The organism is Pseudoalteromonas sp. GB43, from assembly GCF_054923805.1.
Map to the genome: position 1 here is coordinate 3,259,596 of NZ_JBPCHJ010000001.1, position 17,358 is coordinate 3,276,953.

Consider the following 17,358-nt stretch of genomic DNA (forward strand, 5'->3'; position numbering starts at 1 on the left):
AAAAAACTTTTAATTGAAGAGTTTGATCATGGCTCAGATTGAACGCTGGCGGCAGGCCTAACACATGCAAGTCGAGCGGTAACAGAGAGTAGCTTGCTACTCTGCTGACGAGCGGCGGACGGGTGAGTAATGCTTGGGAATATGCCTTATGGTGGGGGACAACAGTTGGAAACGACTGCTAATACCGCATAATGTCTACGGACCAAAGTGGGGGACCTTCGGGCCTCACGCCATAAGATTAGCCCAAGTGGGATTAGCTAGTTGGTGAGGTAATGGCTCACCAAGGCGACGATCCCTAGCTGGTTTGAGAGGATGATCAGCCACACTGGGACTGAGACACGGCCCAGACTCCTACGGGAGGCAGCAGTGGGGAATATTGCACAATGGGCGCAAGCCTGATGCAGCCATGCCGCGTGTGTGAAGAAGGCCTTCGGGTTGTAAAGCACTTTCAGTAAGGAGGAAAGGTTAAGTGTTAATAGCACTTAGCTGTGACGTTACTTACAGAAGAAGCACCGGCTAACTCCGTGCCAGCAGCCGCGGTAATACGGAGGGTGCGAGCGTTAATCGGAATTACTGGGCGTAAAGCGTACGCAGGCGGTTTGTTAAGCGAGATGTGAAAGCCCCGGGCTCAACCTGGGAACTGCATTTCGAACTGGCAAACTAGAGTGTGATAGAGGGTGGTAGAATTTCAGGTGTAGCGGTGAAATGCGTAGAGATCTGAAGGAATACCGATGGCGAAGGCAGCCACCTGGGTCAACACTGACGCTCATGTACGAAAGCGTGGGGAGCAAACAGGATTAGATACCCTGGTAGTCCACGCCGTAAACGATGTCTACTAGAAGCTCGGGTCTTCGGACTTGTTTTTCAAAGCTAACGCATTAAGTAGACCGCCTGGGGAGTACGGCCGCAAGGTTAAAACTCAAATGAATTGACGGGGGCCCGCACAAGCGGTGGAGCATGTGGTTTAATTCGATGCAACGCGAAGAACCTTACCTACACTTGACATACAGAGAACTTACCAGAGATGGTTTGGTGCCTTCGGGAACTCTGATACAGGTGCTGCATGGCTGTCGTCAGCTCGTGTTGTGAGATGTTGGGTTAAGTCCCGCAACGAGCGCAACCCCTATCCTTAGTTGCCAGCGATTCGGTCGGGAACTCTAAGGAGACTGCCGGTGATAAACCGGAGGAAGGTGGGGACGACGTCAAGTCATCATGGCCCTTACGTGTAGGGCTACACACGTGCTACAATGGCGCATACAGAGTGCTGCGAACCTGCGAGGGTAAGCGAATCACTTAAAGTGCGTCGTAGTCCGGATTGGAGTCTGCAACTCGACTCCATGAAGTCGGAATCGCTAGTAATCGCGTATCAGAATGACGCGGTGAATACGTTCCCGGGCCTTGTACACACCGCCCGTCACACCATGGGAGTGGGTTGCTCCAGAAGTGGATAGTCTAACCTTCGGGAGGACGTTCACCACGGAGTGATTCATGACTGGGGTGAAGTCGTAACAAGGTAGCCCTAGGGGAACCTGGGGCTGGATCACCTCCTTATACGATTTAGAACTTATTTGTTCGTAGTGTCCACACAGATGATTGTTAGTTAGCTAAACCACTTTGGTTTAACTAATTAATATGCTCTTTAAAAATTTGGAAAGCTGATATTAAAATTCTTATAGATATTCGTATCTATAAAGAGTTTTCAAAAGTAAAAAATATGCCAGTTAATCAGCAATGATTAATCGGTATCTACTTTAGTATTCTCATCATTATTTGATGAATTAACTTCTGGCGAAGTTAACAGCTGTCACTAACAAAGACCCGTTTGGGTTGTATGGTTAAGTGACTAAGCGTACACGGTGGATGCCTTGGCAGTTGGAGGCGATGAAGGACGTATTAACTTGCGATAAGCCTAGTCAAGCTAGTAAAAAGCGCTTGAGACTAGGATTTCCGAATGGGGAAACCCACCTGCTTGCAGGTATCTTACACTGAATACATAGGTGTAAGAGGCGAACGCGGAGAACTGAAACATCTAAGTACCCGTAGGAACAGAAATCAACCGAGATTCCGGAAGTAGCGGCGAGCGAAACCGGACCAGCCCTTAAGCTTATTATGTGTTAGTGGAACATTCTGGAAAGTTTGACGATACAGGGTGATAGTCCCGTACACGAAAATGCATCTTAAGTGAAATCGAGTAGGTCGGAGCACGTGAAACTTTGACTGAATATAGGTGGACCATCATCTAAGGCTAAATACTCCCAACTGACCGATAGTGAACCAGTACCGTGAGGGAAAGGCGAAAAGAACCCCTGTGAGGGGAGTGAAATAGAACCTGAAACCGTGTACGTACAAGCAGTAGGAGCCCTTCGAGGGTGACTGCGTACCTTTTGTATAATGGGTCAGCGACTTATATTTTGTAGCGAGGTTAACCGATTAGGGTAGCCGTAGGGAAACCGAGTCTTAACTGGGCGTATAGTTGCAAGGTATAGACCCGAAACCCGGTGATCTAGCCATGGGCAGGTTGAAGGTTGAGTAACATCAACTGGAGGACCGAACCCACTAACGTTGAAAAGTTAGGGGATGACCTGTGGCTAGGAGTGAAAGGCTAATCAAACCGGGAGATAGCTGGTTCTCCCCGAAATCTATTTAGGTAGAGCCTCGGACGAATACTTACGGGGGTAGAGCACTGTTAAGGCTAGGGGGTCATCCCGACTTACCAACCCTTTGCAAACTCCGAATACCGTAAAGTACTATCCGGGAGACACACGGCGGGTGCTAACGTCCGTCGTGAAGAGGGAAACAACCCAGACCGCCAGCTAAGGTCCCAAAGTCATAGTTAAGTGGGAAACGATGTGGAAAGGCCCAGACAGCCAGGAGGTTGGCTTAGAAGCAGCCATCCTTTAAAGAAAGCGTAATAGCTCACTGGTCGAGTCGGTCTGCGCGGAAGATGTAACGGGGCTAAACTATGCACCGAAGCTGCGGATTTGAGCATACCACCCAAGCTATTTTGATTAACGTTGACAGCGCGAAGCGCCCAACGTTCAAGCGCCCCCGAACGTGAGTCGGTGGTAGAGATAGTTTCGGGGTATGCTCAAGTGGTAGGGGAGCGTTCTGTAAGCCGTTGAAGGTGAACCGGGAGGTTTGCTGGAGGTATCAGAAGTGCGAATGCTGACATGAGTAACGATAATGCGGGTGAAAAACCCGCACGCCGGAAGACCAAGGGTTCCTATCCCATGTTAATCAGGGTAGGGTAAGTCGACCCCTAAGGCGAGGCCGAAAGGCGTAGTCGATGGGAAACGGGTTAATATTCCCGTACTTGGTATAATTGCGATGGGGGGACGGAGCAGGCTAAACAAGCATGGCGTTGGTTGTCCATGTGAAAGTGAGTAGGTTGGTGACTTAGGAAAATCCGGGTTGCTAAGACTGAGACACGAGACGAGCACCCAAGGGTGTGAAGTTGTTGATGCCATACTTCCAGGAAAAGCCTCTAAGCTTCAGATTATACCGAATCGTACCCCAAACCGACACAGGTGGTCAGGTAGAGAATACTAAGGCGCTTGAGAGAACTCGGGTGAAGGAACTAGGCAAAATTGTACCGTAACTTCGGGAGAAGGTACGCTCCTATCTGTGATGAGACTTGCTCTCTAAGCGGACGGGAGCCGCAGTGACCAGGTGGCTGGGACTGTTTATTAAAAACACAGCACTGTGCAAAATCGCAAGATGACGTATACGGTGTGACACCTGCCCGGTGCCGGAAGGTTAATTGATGGGGTTAGTTTTCGGACGAAGCTCTTGATCGAAGCCCCGGTAAACGGCGGCCGTAACTATAACGGTCCTAAGGTAGCGAAATTCCTTGTCGGGTAAGTTCCGACCTGCACGAATGGTGTAACCATGGCCACGCTGTCTCCACCCGAGACTCAGTGAAATTGAAATCGCAGTGAAGATGCTGTGTACCCGCGGCTAGACGGAAAGACCCCGTGAACCTTTACTACAGCTTGGCACTGAACATTGACCCTACATGTGTAGGATAGGTGGGAGGCTTTGAAGCAGAAACGCTAGTTTTTGTGGAGCCGTCCTTGAAATACCACCCTTGTAGTGTTGATGTTCTAACGTTGGCCCCTAATCGGGGTTACGGACAGTGCCTGGTGGGTAGTTTGACTGGGGCGGTCTCCTCCCAAAGAGTAACGGAGGAGCACGAAGGTTGGCTAAGTACGGTCGGACATCGTACGGTTAGTGTAATGGTAGAAGCCAGCTTAACTGCGAGACAGACACGTCGAGCAGGTACGAAAGTAGGTCATAGTGATCCGGTGGTTCTGAATGGAAGGGCCATCGCTCAACGGATAAAAGGTACTCCGGGGATAACAGGCTGATACCGCCCAAGAGTTCATATCGACGGCGGTGTTTGGCACCTCGATGTCGGCTCATCACATCCTGGGGCTGAAGTCGGTCCCAAGGGTATGGCTGTTCGCCATTTAAAGTGGTACGCGAGCTGGGTTTAGAACGTCGTGAGACAGTTCGGTCCCTATCTGCCGTGGGCGTTTGAGAATTGAGAGGGGTTGCTCCTAGTACGAGAGGACCGGAGTGAACGAACCGCTGGTGTTCGGGTTGTCATGCCAATGGCACTGCCCGGTAGCTACGTTCGGAACTGATAAGCGCTGAAAGCATCTAAGCGCGAAGCAGGCCTCGAGATGAGTTCTCACTAGACTTTTAAAGTCTCTGAAGGGCCGTTGAAGACTACAACGTTGATAGGCAGGATGTGGAAGTGGTGTGAGCCATTAAGCTAACCTGTACTAATTACCCGTGAGGCTTAACCATACAACGCCAAACGCGTTTTATGACAGCGTAACGAACAGAAGTTAAGTTACTAAAGTAGATTTTACGAAGCTGTAAGCCATAAGCTTTAAGCTGTAAGAAAATATCAGATTTCCGAATTTATTAATTTGCTCAAAAGAGCGAATTAAAACCAAATTTGCTTGGTGACAATAGCGTTTTGGACCCACCTGACCCCATGCCGAACTCAGTAGTGAAACGAAACAGCGCCGATGATAGTGTAGCAGCTGCTATGTGAAAGTAGGTCATCGCCAGGCTCCAAATTAAAGAAAGCCCGATTCGAAAGAGTCGGGCTTTTTTGCGTTTTAGCTTTCAGCTAGGTAGGTTGGGTAGAGCGTAGCGAAACCCAACACAATCCATGTGAACCTCTTCATAATTCCATGGTTAAAAATTCTTAAAATCTCTACTGGTCTAACAGCTTGGCGATCTCTAAAATGGCTTACTTCACCTTGCGCTAATTCGTCTTTTATTAATGAACTTTACCTCTTCATTGTGCATGACGAATTACCACGCTGTTGGGTTTCGCTGCGCTCTACCCAACCTACGCCAGACCTTCAAGCTTTACCTTGCTAATAGGCAACTCTGAAGTGCCTCTTGCAGGACTTTATTGCTGAGGGAGGCTATTACCTAAACAACCCCACCGCGCGGCTGATCGCTGACGGCTGAAAGCTGATAGCTCTGTGATGTGTTGGGTTACGCTTCGCTCTACCCAACCTACGCCAGACTTCCAAACCTTTACTCCTTCAACTTTCCCCTCGTTAACTTTACTCTTGTAATTCACGAACTCGCTCAGCTGCCGTTCATTAAATTAACTTTGCTTTGTTTATGGCTTTGATTTAGGATCAAATCAGTTTAAAAGCAAGAACTAATGGTTTGTGTCTAGATTACTTATTTGTTTATTATTATTTTTTTCGAGTGCTTCAACCTTTGCTGTTGAGGTGACTAATTTATATCAAGATACTCTTAAAGTTGCAGACAAATCACGTGATGCTCGTTTGGCAGCAAGCCGTGAAGCGCTGCTAAATGTGTTGGTGAAAGTAAGTGGGGACACAAGCGCAGATCAAAACCCGGTTGCTAAACAACGCACCCGCGACATTTCCGATTACATGCTCAAATTTGAATATGACGAAAAAGCAGATGGCAGTTTAAATCTGGTCGTTAAGTTCGAAGCCAATAAGATTAATGCATTAATCAAAGATCTTGGCTTGCCATTATGGGGCACACGTCGTCCTTTAGTGGCGATCTGGCTAGGTATTGAAGATAACTGGCGCCGTGAATTGGTTACTCAAGAATCATACCCACAGCTTGAACAGCTTATATACGACAAAGCAAGTCGTCGTGGTTTACCTGTCGTTGTGCCACTACTTGATTTACAAGATCGCGCTATTGTTGGGATACCAGAAGTGTGGGGTAATTTCTCTGAGCCTGTAGAGCGAGCTTCAAGCCGTTATAGTGCTGAGCGCAGTATTACTGCAAGAATGTATCAACAAGCTGATTCAGAAACCTGGATCCTTGATTGGCGTTTCACTAATGCTGAATTATTCGATACTAATCGTTTGATGGGTGATAAGCAGCAAATTGTTGCAGATATGATTGATAGTTTAGCAGGTGGCTTAGCAGCAGAATACGCAATAGATCCAACGATGATTGGCCAACTTGCGACAGCAACTTTCTATCTTAAAGGTATCAATAACTTTGTTGATATTGAATTTGCTAAACGCCGTTTAGAGAGCTTAAGTGTTGTTACTCGTGCCGTAATATCTGTGCGTACACCTGATAGCGTTCAATTTACTGTTAATCACACTGGCAGCATGAATGATTTTAGAAAAGCGTTAGAACTTGATAGTGCCTTTAAAGCGTATCAGGACCCGCGTGATTTCTATCAAGTAGTCAATAAAGATGAGCTTGAATATCAGTGGCAGGGGCTTTAATCGCAGTGCAAGAACCAATGCAAATGGCATTACCAGTTACTTTGCCTGATGATGAAACATTTACTTCTTATTTTGGTGGCGAAAACTCGCTTGAAGTGAGTCACCTTAAAGATGCGTTCACAAAGCTTAGTAACAAATTTCAATATACTTATTTATGCGGTTTGGGCGATTCAGGTAAATCGCACCTGTTGTATGCGACCTGTATTCACGCTCAAGAGCGCGGTTTGTCAACCATGTTACTTTCGATGCGTGAAGTAATTGACTACGGCCCTGTGGTACTTGAAGGTCTCGAAAACCTTGACGTGTTATGTATTGATGACGTGCACTTGGTAGCAGGCAACGATGCATGGGAGAAAGGATTATTTAACTTTTTCAATCGCTTCAATGAGCCGGGTAAATACCTTGTGGTCACAGCTGATTTATTACCTGACATGCTGCATATCAACCTACCGGATTTAGTTTCGCGTTTGAAGTGGGGCACAACGTTACAAATTCGTTCAATGAGCGATGATGACAAAGCCGAAGCGCTCGTACGCCGTGCTCACATGCGTGGCGTTTGAATTGACTGATGAATGCGCGCGCTTTTTATTAACGCGATTAAGCCGTGATATGCGTGCATTATTAGACGTTTTAGATAAACTTGACCACGCCTCAATGGCTGCACAAAGAAAATTAACAATTCCTTTTATAAAATCAACGTTAAAGCTTTAGTAGGGCTAGAATCTAGTCCTTGCTTTCAGTTATCATTAGCTATTACAAAAATCCTTCTGTGAAAGACCAGGTACTCAATGAACTTAGAAAATATTTTAGCGCAAGCACTTGAGGCTGTTGCCAGTGCGAACGAAATCGCGCAATTAGAAGATATCAGGGTTAATTACCTTGGTAAAAAAGGTGAAATCACCAACTTACTTAAAACGCTAGGCAAGATTGCCCCTGAAGAGCGTAAAGAAGCGGGTCAAGTGATTAACCAAGCAAAACAAGAAGTACAAACAGCCATTAACGAAAAGCGTGAGTTACTAGCAAGTAAGGCTCTTGAAGAGAAGCTAGCGGCAGAAACGATCGACGTAACTTTACCGGGTCGTGTTATGCCAACAGGTGGCTTACACCCAGTAACTCGTACTATTGAACGTATTGAAAGCTTTTTTGGTGAGTTAGGTTTTGCGGTTAAATCAGGTCCTGAAGTTGAAGATGATTTTCATAACTTCGATGCGCTAAATATTCCTGAGCACCACCCAGCGCGTGCTGATCACGATACTTTCTATTTCAACCCTAAGCTTGTGTTACGTACACAAACAAGTGGTGTACAAATCCGTACCATGGAAACTGAGCAGCCACCACTGCGCATCATTTCTCCAGGTCGTGTTTATCGTAACGATTACGACCAAACACACACGCCAATGTTCCACCAAGTGGAAGGCTTAATGGTTGATACAGATGTAAGCTTCACTGAGTTAAAAGGTATTCTGCACGACTTCTTACGTAACTTCTTTGAAGAAGATATGGAAATTCGTTTCCGTCCTTCTTACTTCCCATTTACCGAGCCATCAGCTGAGGTTGATGTTATGGGTAAAAACGGCAAGTGGTTAGAGGTATTAGGCTGTGGCATGGTTCACCCTAACGTTCTTAAATCAGTGGGTATTGATCCAGAAAAATACACAGGCTTTGCATTCGGTATGGGTGTTGAGCGCTTGACGATGTTGCGTTACGGCGTAAACGACTTACGTGCATTTTTCGAAAACGATTTAAAATTCCTAAACCAGTTCCGTTAAGAGTGAAGATATAAAATGAAATTTAGTGAAAAGTGGTTAAGAGAGTGGGTTAACCCAGCAATCGACACACAGGCTCTTTCGGAACAGTTATCAATGGCTGGTCTTGAAGTTGACGGTGTTGAGCCTGCAGCAGCTGAGTTCACAGGCGTTGTTGTTGGTGAAGTAGTTGAGTGTGGTCAACACCCAGACGCTGATAAGTTACGTGTAACTAAAGTAAACGTAGGCGGTGATGAGCTACTTGATATCGTGTGTGGTGCACCTAACTGTCGCCAAGGTTTAAAAGTCGCTGTTGCGACTGTTGGCGCTGTATTACCAGGCGACTTCAAAATCAAAAAAGCCAAACTTCGTGGTCAACCTTCACACGGTATGCTGTGCGCATTCGTTGAGTTAGGTATCAGCGAAGAAGGTGATGGCATCATGGAATTACCAAGTGATGCACCAATCGGTACTGATTTACGTGAGTACTTAAGCCTAGACGACAACATTATTGATGTTGACTTAACACCTAACCGTGGTGATTGCCTAGGTATCAAAGGCCTAGCGCGCGAAGTTGGTGTACTTAACAGTGTTGATGTAAACACACTTGAAATCGCACCAGTTGCTGCAACGATTGATGACAAAGTATCGATTGAGCTTGTGAATGATGAAGCGTGTCCTCGTTATTTAGGGCGTGTAATTAAAGGTATTAACCTTGATGCAGAAACACCACTTTGGATGGTAGAAAAACTGCGTCGCAGTGGTATTCGCTCAATTGACCCTGTTGTTGATGTAACAAACTACGTGTTATTAGAGCTAGGCCACCCAATGCACGCATTTGATTTAAATGCGATTGAAGGTGGTATTAAAGTACGTAGCGCAAACGCGGGTGAAGAGTTAGTTCTGTTAGATGGCAACACTGCAAAACTAAACGAGTCAACGCTTGTGATTGCTGATCACAATAAAGCGCTTGCTATAGCAGGTATTTTTGGTGGTGAAAAATCAGGTGTAACTGAAGCAACATCAGATATTTTATTAGAAAGTGCGTTCTTTAACCCTGTCGCTATTGCGGGTCAAGCACGAAGCTACGGTTTACACACTGATGCGTCACACCGTTACGAGCGTGGTGTAGATTTTGCACTGCAAAAAGATGCAATGGAACGTGCGACAGCATTACTTCTTGAAATTGTTGGCGGTGAAGCAGGCCCAGTTGTTGAAGCAGTTGCAACTGACAAATTACCAAAAGTAACAGAAGTGCGTTTACGTCGTGAGCGTTTAGACCGTGTAATTGGCCACCACATTGATGATGCAAAAGTAACTGACATCCTAACGCGTTTAGGTTTAGACGTTAAAGTTGTTGATGGTGTATGGAGTGCTGACGTACCTAGCTATCGCTTTGATATTCGTATCGAAGAAGATTTAATTGAAGAAGTTGCGCGTGTTTACGGCTATAACAGCATTCCTAACGTTGCACCAACTGCTAAATTAAAAATGACTAACCATGACGAGTCGCATGTTGCAGTTACTAAATTCCGCAATACGCTTGTAACTCGTGGTTACCAAGAAGCAATTACTTACAGCTTCGTTGATCCAAAAGCACAAGAAATTTTACACCCGCAAAGTGATGCGCTTGTATTGCCACACCCAATTTCGGTTGAAATGTCGGCAATGCGCGTGAGCTTGATGCCGGGTCTATTAGCGTCTCTAGTTTATAATCAAAACCGTCAGCAACCACGTGTACGTTTATTTGAGCACGGCTTAAAATTCTTACGTGACGAAAATGCTGAAAACGGTGTAAACCAAGTTGCTGTTATCGGTGGTGTAATTTCAGGTCTTGCACACGGTGAACATTGGGTTCAAGAAAAGCGTAGCGTTGATTTCTATGACTTAAAAGGTGATGTTGAAGCACTTTTAGCTATTAGTAACGATTCGTCACGTTTTGAGATAAAAGCAGAGCAGTCTGATGGCTTACACCCAGGCCAATCAGCCGTTATTTATGTTGATGGTAAAAAAGTAGGTTTCTTTGGTGCAGTGCACCCACAGGTGCAAAAGTCACTAGATATCAACAACACAGCATTTGTGTTTGAAATCGAAATGTCTGCACTAGAAAAAAGAAAATTACCAGAAGCAGTGGCAGTGTCGAAATTCCCGTCAAACCGCCGTGATATCGCGATTTTAGTGGAAGATCACGTAAAATCTGGCGATATTTTAAATGTCATAGAAAAAGTTGGCGGAAATCAATTGGTTGACCTAAACTTATTCGATGTGTATAAGGGCAAAGGTATTGAGCCAAATTATAAGAGTTTGGCGATTGCTCTAACACTGCAAGCGGTTGATAGAACGCTCGAAGAGAAAGATATCAATCAAGTAGTTGATAATGTGGTGGCCGCACTGGCCGAACAATTTAACGCATCGTTGAGGGACTAGATATGGCGCTTACTAAAGCCGACATAGCTGAACACCTATTTGAAAAACTCGGGATCAATAAAAAAGATGCCAAAGATTTAGTTGAAGCGTTTTTTGAAGAAATCCGCTCAGCGCTAGAAAAAGGCGAGCAGGTTAAGCTCTCTGGATTTGGTAACTTTGATCTTCGAGATAAAAAAGAACGTCCAGGCCGCAATCCGAAAACAGGTGAAGATATTCCTATTTCGGCGCGCAGAGTTGTGACTTTTAGACCAGGTCAAAAGCTAAAAACTCGTGTAGAAGTTGGCACAAGCAAAGCAAAATAAGAAAAGGCAGCGTTAGCTGCCTTTTTTATTTGTCTGAGCACTGCACATTAGCGAGTTGGAATTATCAAAACCCGCGTGGTGATACGAAGCTTCCTTCTTGGATACTGTCGTAGGTTTTTTGTGCTAAATCATCTAAGCTGTCTAGGCTTTTGCCTGCGGCAGCGAGTTGATGCTCGATAGGTAAAATATCGACATTTTCATACCCTGATAATTGTGCTACGCGTGCAAAAGTGTATGCGTGCTTATACTTTTCGTGTTTGTAAAATAAGCTCACAAGAGTAGGGTAAATCTCAGGGTTAGGTGTTTCACCTGCTTTATTTAACTCGAGCGTTTTGTATAGCAAATCAATGGTTTTTTCATCATCAAACTTCACGTAGTAGCTTGCCAAGAAAAACTGCATTTCAGCATCTTCGGTCACCCGTTTATCTTGCTTTTCTTCAAGGGCGAGTAGTTTAGTTAACGCTGATTGGTCGTTATTACGTGACCAATGGTAATACAACAAACCAGGGTGGTTCGTATTTTTGGTATCTTGAAAAATACGTGTCATTTCTTTAATGCTTGTTAAATGACCTTCAACGCGAGAGGTGGTTTTTTCTTTTAGTTTTATATGCTCAATCTTATCGCAAGCGATACACATTGATCGTATTTCTCAAAGTCTTTTAATAATTGGTATTTGTTTTCGTCTGTTGGCGACTTATATTCAACATAACGTTGAATGATGACCTCGGCACGTTGCTCTTTACAGTGACTGTCTTTATTTAAATCACTGCAGAAGCCAGGTGTTTCGTCGCACACTTTCGCCAGTGTAAGCGGATCTTCACAGCCTGCTAATGCCAATAAACCAAGCAACACGCTTGCTCTTAATAACATTCCTTAACCTCTACTTAATTTGTACTACTTTATTCTAGCGCAATGATTTGTTCTGTAACAGTGGAGAATCGTTCGAGTTTAAATTAGAATACCCCTGCCTGAGATGTGTTGCTCTCAAATCACAACACATTTTTTAAGGCTATCCGTTCAAAATTGTTTAATTAGGTAAAAAAAATGACCTCATCTCACGAGTTAGAATACACAAGCAGCTGGCAAGAACGTCAAGATTACGCAGAAAGTATGCAACCTATCATTGGTAGACTTTACCGTAATCGTGGTATCGAAATCGCTGTATATGGCCGTCCTCTCGTTAATGCCAGTACAATCGATATCATCAAAGCACACAAAACAGTTGCTCAGTTTGAAGGTACAAAACTACGTTTACGTGAAAGCTTCCCTTTCTTAGAAGCAATTAGCAAAATGGACTTAAACTCAGCACGTATCGATATTGGTAAACTAGCGTATGGTTATTTGTTTAACGATGCTGCTAAAGGTCGCTCAGTTGAAGAGTACTTAACTGACGAATTAGCAGAAATCGCAAACTCAGAGCGTAAAGAACCACGTGATGTTGTGTTATACGGTTTCGGTCGTATCGGTCGTTTATTAGCGCGTCTTTTAATCGAGAAGTCAGGTCCTTATGCAGACCTACGTTTACGTGCAATCGTTGTACGTGGTGGTAAAGATGGTGACCTAGAAAAGCGTGCAAGCTTACTTCGTCGTGATTCTATCCACGGTCCATTCAATGGCTCAATTACAATTGACAAAGAGCGCAATGCAATTAAAGCTAACGGTAGCTACATCCAAGTTATCTATGCTAACTCACCAAGCGAAGTTGATTACACAGCTTACGGCATTGAGAATGCGCTTATTGTTGATAACACAGGTATTTGGAAAGACGAAGCAGGCCTTGGTCAGCACTTAGAAGCGAAAGGCGCAGCAAAAGTATTATTAACTGCACCAGCTAAAGGTAACATCAAGAACATCGTGTACGGTGTTAACAACCAAGATATCAAACCTGAAGATAAGATTGTCTGTGCAGCAAGCTGTACGACCAATGCTATTACGCCAACGTTAAAAGCGCTTAACGATAAGTTTGGTATCAAAAATGGTCACGTTGAAACTGTTCACTCGTACACCAATGACCAAAACTTAATTGATAACTACCACAAAGCTGAGCGTCGTGGTCGTGCTGCTGCACTTAACATGGTTATCACTTCAACAGGTGCTGCAAAAGCGGTTTCTAAAGCTTTACCTGAGCTTGAAGGTAAACTAACTGGTAACGCTATCCGCGTTCCTACGCCAAACGTATCAATGGCTATCTTGAACTTAAACCTTGAAAAAGGTACAACTGTTGAAGAACTAAATGCGTTCTTACGTGAAACAGCACTTCATTCAGACCTTCGTGATCAAATCGATTACACAGCGTCTACTGAAATCGTATCGACTGACTTAGTAGGTAGCCGTTACGCAGGTGTTGTTGATTCACAAGCGACAATCGTAGATGACAACCGCGTTGTACTTTACGTTTGGTACGATAACGAGTTCGGTTATAGCTGTCAGGTAGTACGTTGTATGCGTGATATGGCTGAAGTAACTTTCCCAAGCTTACCTCGCTAATACCTAAGTTATAAAGAATCTAGAAGCCAGCATTATGCTGGCTTTTTTAGTCGTGAAAGTTTTTGCAAATTTTCAGCATGTGATAGGCTGTTAAGGGTCTACACCATATTACTAACAAAACGTTCTAACTACAGAGCGTTGACTTAATTCTTAACTAACAAGCGAATAGCTAAGAATTATTTTTAACCAATAGGTTTATAGAATGAAAATCACCAGCAATTTTGACAGTGGTAATATCAAGGTTATTGAAGCCGTTGATCCACTGAATATTCAATTAGAAATCAATAAAGACAATCAGTCTGATTTTTTCCAGTGGTTTCACTTTCGTCTTGAAACAACTGCGTTTCAAAACCATAAATTACACATTAATAACCTAGAGAACTCAGCATACCCTGATGGCTGGGAAGGTTACCATGCGGTTGCATCATACGACCGTCAAACTTGGTTCCGTGTCCCATCTGAGTACGCAAACGGCACACTATCATTTGAAGTAGAGCCTGAGTGCGGCAGCATGTACTTTGCTTACTTTGCGCCATACAGCTATGACCGTCACTTAGATTTACTAGCATGGGCACAAAGCCAACATGCCTGTGAATTAGAAACATTAGGCGAAACCCTTGATGGCCGTGACATGAGTGTTTTACGTGTGGGTATTCCTAGCAGTGAGAAGAAAAAAATCTGGATCACGGCGCGCCAGCACCCAGGCGAAACTATGGCTGAGTGGTACGTTGAAGGTTTACTTCATAAATTACTTGATGATGAAGACCCACATGCAGCGGCACTATTATCTAAAGCGGTATTCTACATCGTGCCAAATATGAACCCAGATGGCAGTGTGCGTGGTCACCTACGTACTAACGCTAAAGGCGTTAACTTGAACCGTGAATGGCAAACACCGAGCATGGAAAATAGCCCTGAAGTTTTCTTAGTGCTTAACAAAATGCGTGAAACGGGCCTTGATATGCATTTAGATATTCATGGCGATGAAGCAATTCCTTATAACTTTGTTGCGGGTAGTGAAGGTATCCCGGGCTACGATGATCGCTTAAAAGAGTTAGAAGATAGCTTTAAAGCTGCGCTTTTAACTGTGACGCCTGAATTCCAAGACGAACACGGTTACCCAAAAGATGAGCCGTAAATTAGGCCAACTTAACTGTCGGTTCTTCTGCTGTCGCGCATGAATTTAATGCATTAGCTTACACGGTAGAGATGCCATTTAAAGATAACGATGATTTACCAGATCCAGATTATGGCTGGTCAGATTGTCGCTCGTATCAATTTGGTCAAGATACGTTAGCGGCTATTGTTAACGTGGTTGATAAATTAAGATAACGACCCTTACGGGCATCAGCAAAACTGATGCCCGTAATTGTATCTGATACCAATTTGCAAAAATACTTAATTAAACAAATTGGTATGAAAGTTAAAAAAGCAGCGGTGCAGAGCAGGATGCATCGAATGTTAATTTAGTAGGTACATTTATCATATTGAAAATTAACTGTTAACAAACTTGGTTGGTTTAAGTTAATATCCAATATATTCAGCTGTGAAGTAACAAAATTTCATTTTTATTTCTCACAGTTATCGTGTCGCGCATTCTCACAAGCTCACGCTGAGTATCGTAACTAACAATAAAAAATATAATCATAGAGGATATCCATGGAAGCTTTAGTAAGCGCCGTTAACGACATAATTTGGAGTGATGCACTCATTTATTTATGTCTAGGTGCAGGTCTGTTTTATTCCGTTTTAACCCGATTCGCACAAGTTAGACATTTTAAAGAAATGTGTAAATTATTACTTAGCTCTAATAATTCAGATACGGGTATTTCTTCGTTTCAAGCGCTAGCGGTTTCGTTATCAGGCCGTGTAGGTGTAGGTAATATTGCCGGGGTTGCTGCAGCAATCGGCTTTGGTGGTCCGGGTGCGATTTTCTGGATGTGGATAGTTGCGTTCCTTGGCGCAAGTACTGCATATGCCGAGTCAACACTTGGTCAGATTTATAAATCAGAAGAAGACGGTCAATATCGCGGTGGCCCAGCATATTACTTCGACCGCTGCTTACAGCAAAAGTGGTTAGCCGTATTATTTGCAGTGTCGGCGATTATTGCTTGTGGTGTATTCCTTCCGGGCGTTCAAGCGAATGCGGTAGGTAATGCATTCACACAAGTTTTTGGTGAAGGCACATTGGTTAGCACCAGCTTTGGTGAAGTAGGTAGCTTTAAGTTGGTTGCTCTTGCAATCATCTTAATTGTGCTTGCATTTATCATCTTTGGTGGCATTAAACGTATCGCAAACTTCACACAAATTGTGGTGCCATTTATGGCGCTAGGTTACATCGTGTTAGCGTTAATCGTGGTGTTCTTAAACCTAGATAAAGTGCCAGGTATCTTCTCAATGATTTATCTGATGCATTCACCGCGCAAGCAGGCTTTGGTGCTGCTATTGGTTGGGGTGTTAAACGTGGTATTTACTCAAACGAAGCAGGGCAAGGTACGGGTCCGCATGCAGCATCAGCTGCCGAGGTAGATCACCCAGCTCAACAAGGCTTAGTGCAAGCATTTTCTGTTTATGTTGATACCATTTTTGTTTGTACAGCAACTGCGTTAATGATTCTAATCACTAAACAATACAACATTGTGGGTGAGTTACCTGCAGGTCAATTCATTGTGCAAAACGTTGATGCTGCAACTGAAGTAGGCTCTGCTGCTTTTACACAAATGGCATTATTTAGCGTATTTGGTGGCTTTGGTGAAGCATTCGTTGGTATTGCTTTATTCTTCTTCGCATTTACTACAATTCTTGCTTATTACTATATTGCTGAAACGAACGTTGCTTATTTAAACCGTTATTTCAAAGGCAATATTCCGTTGGTTGTTGTGAAGTTTGTCATCATGTTTATGGTGGCTTACGGTATGGTAAACAACTCAGGTTACATCTGGAATATTGGTGACATTGGCGTAGGCTTAATGACCGGATCAATATTGTGGGTATTTTGGCTATTTTCTTTGTCGCAAAACCTGCACTTAACTGTTTACGTGATTACGAAAGATCAAAAGAAAGCCGGTGGTGAAATCACTTTTGATCCAGTTAAATTAGGCATTAAAAATGCGACTTTCTGGGAAAAGCGTCTAGCTGAAAAGGCGTAACAGAAACAATAAATCGTTTTTTTGAGTTTTTACGGTGAATTTAGTTGTGCAGGTTTTCGAATCTTCATAAATGAATGAAATTCAAAAAAGACATCGACTCATAAAACAAGTACAATAAAGGGCGCCTAAAGGCGCCTTTTTTATGCGTAGTATGGAGAAAGATATGGCGATTATTAGTTGCCCGCAGTGTGCAAAATCAATATCTGACAAACATAAGCAATGCCCGCATTGTGAATGCCAAGTCACCGATCTAAGCAATGAGCAATTGCAGCAAATGCAAAAAGAAACGCGCATTCGTAGACAACAAAAGTTTATGAATCAGTCTTTCCTCGCACTGATTTTATTTTTAGGGGGCTTTTTCTGTTATTACTTTATGCACCCCGAAGCAAAGTCTCTTGAGTGGTATGCCTATACATCGGCAATGGCAGTAGGTTTTGTGTGGTATCTTGTAAGCCGCATCTATTTAGTTGTTTTAAAAAAGAAAAAGTAA

At 43.8% G+C, this 17,358-nt stretch carries 6 protein-coding genes, 3 rRNA genes and 4 pseudogenes; 12 read left to right on the forward strand and 1 reads right to left on the reverse strand.

Translation table 11 applies throughout. The annotated features are described in order from the left end of the window. Window positions 1-10 precede the first annotated feature (10 nt). The 8 genes and pseudogenes from ACRWSG_RS15545 to ihfA all read left to right on the forward strand — a co-directional run bounded on the left by ACRWSG_RS15545 (window position 11) and on the right by ihfA (window position 11,232). A 16S ribosomal RNA gene (locus tag ACRWSG_RS15545) occupies window positions 11-1,551 on the forward strand. A 282-nt stretch (window positions 1,552-1,833) separates the two neighbouring features. Further along, window positions 1,834-4,812: ribosomal RNA gene (locus tag ACRWSG_RS15550) — 23S ribosomal RNA — on the forward strand. A 157-nt stretch (window positions 4,813-4,969) separates the two neighbouring features. Continuing rightward, window positions 4,970-5,084: ribosomal RNA gene (gene rrf / locus ACRWSG_RS15555) — 5S ribosomal RNA — on the forward strand. Together the 16S, 23S and 5S rRNA genes form the textbook arrangement of a ribosomal RNA operon. A 618-nt stretch (window positions 5,085-5,702) precedes the next feature. Further along, window positions 5,703-6,758 (forward strand): DUF2066 domain-containing protein, encoded by a 1,056-nt coding sequence (locus ACRWSG_RS15560; RefSeq protein WP_138618828.1) that lies wholly within the window; start codon window positions 5,703-5,705, stop codon window positions 6,756-6,758. After that, a pseudogene (gene hda, locus ACRWSG_RS15565) lies at window positions 6,758-7,469 on the forward strand (DnaA regulatory inactivator Hda). Before ACRWSG_RS15560 ends, hda begins: the two are co-directional and overlap by 1 nt. A 77-nt stretch (window positions 7,470-7,546) precedes the next feature. After that, window positions 7,547-8,527: a phenylalanine--tRNA ligase subunit alpha gene (gene pheS / locus ACRWSG_RS15570; protein WP_062568835.1), complete on the forward strand. Its 981-nt coding sequence runs from the start codon at window positions 7,547-7,549 to the stop codon at window positions 8,525-8,527. A gap of 15 nt (window positions 8,528-8,542) precedes the next feature. Continuing rightward, window positions 8,543-10,930: a phenylalanine--tRNA ligase subunit beta gene (gene pheT, locus ACRWSG_RS15575; protein WP_462166671.1), complete on the forward strand. Its 2,388-nt coding sequence runs from the start codon at window positions 8,543-8,545 to the stop codon at window positions 10,928-10,930. Window positions 10,931-10,932: 2 nt separating this feature from the next. Next, window positions 10,933-11,232, forward strand: coding sequence for an integration host factor subunit alpha (ihfA, locus tag ACRWSG_RS15580; protein WP_002960690.1), 300 nt, complete (start codon window positions 10,933-10,935; stop codon window positions 11,230-11,232). A 64-nt stretch (window positions 11,233-11,296) separates the two neighbouring features. On the opposite strand, the pseudogene ACRWSG_RS15585 reads toward ihfA, so the two are convergent. Beyond that, window positions 11,297-12,102: pseudogene (locus ACRWSG_RS15585) on the reverse strand (DUF2989 domain-containing protein). A gap of 174 nt (window positions 12,103-12,276) precedes the next feature. Between ACRWSG_RS15585 and ACRWSG_RS15590 the strand changes: the two are divergent. The 4 genes and pseudogenes from ACRWSG_RS15590 to ACRWSG_RS15605 all read left to right on the forward strand — a co-directional run bounded on the left by ACRWSG_RS15590 (window position 12,277) and on the right by ACRWSG_RS15605 (window position 17,358). Beyond that, entirely contained in the window at window positions 12,277-13,719 is a 1,443-nt protein-coding gene (locus ACRWSG_RS15590) for a glyceraldehyde-3-phosphate dehydrogenase (RefSeq protein ID WP_054552896.1), read from the forward strand. Between the two features lie 202 nt (window positions 13,720-13,921). Beyond that, window positions 13,922-15,051, forward strand: a pseudogene (locus ACRWSG_RS15595) (M14 family metallopeptidase). Between the two features lie 453 nt (window positions 15,052-15,504). After that, a pseudogene (locus ACRWSG_RS15600) lies at window positions 15,505-16,868 on the forward strand (alanine/glycine:cation symporter family protein). A gap of 163 nt (window positions 16,869-17,031) precedes the next feature. After that, the gene (locus tag ACRWSG_RS15605) at window positions 17,032-17,358 is read left to right on the forward strand and encodes a hypothetical protein (protein WP_054553080.1); all 327 of its coding nucleotides are present in this window, start codon (window positions 17,032-17,034) and stop codon (window positions 17,356-17,358) included.

Excerpts from the sequence above, each read along its gene's own strand:
- pheS (WP_062568835.1), top strand. The coding sequence starts at position 7,547 with ATGAACTTAGAAAATATTTTAGCGCAAGCACTTGAGGCTGTTGCCAGT.
- pheT (WP_462166671.1), top strand. The coding sequence starts at position 8,543 with ATGAAATTTAGTGAAAAGTGGTTAAGAGAGTGGGTTAACCCAGCAATC.
- ihfA (WP_002960690.1), top strand. The coding sequence starts at position 10,933 with ATGGCGCTTACTAAAGCCGACATAGCTGAACACCTATTTGAAAAACTC.
- ACRWSG_RS15590 (WP_054552896.1), top strand. The coding sequence starts at position 12,277 with ATGACCTCATCTCACGAGTTAGAATACACAAGCAGCTGGCAAGAACGT.
- ACRWSG_RS15605 (WP_054553080.1), top strand. The coding sequence starts at position 17,032 with ATGGCGATTATTAGTTGCCCGCAGTGTGCAAAATCAATATCTGACAAA.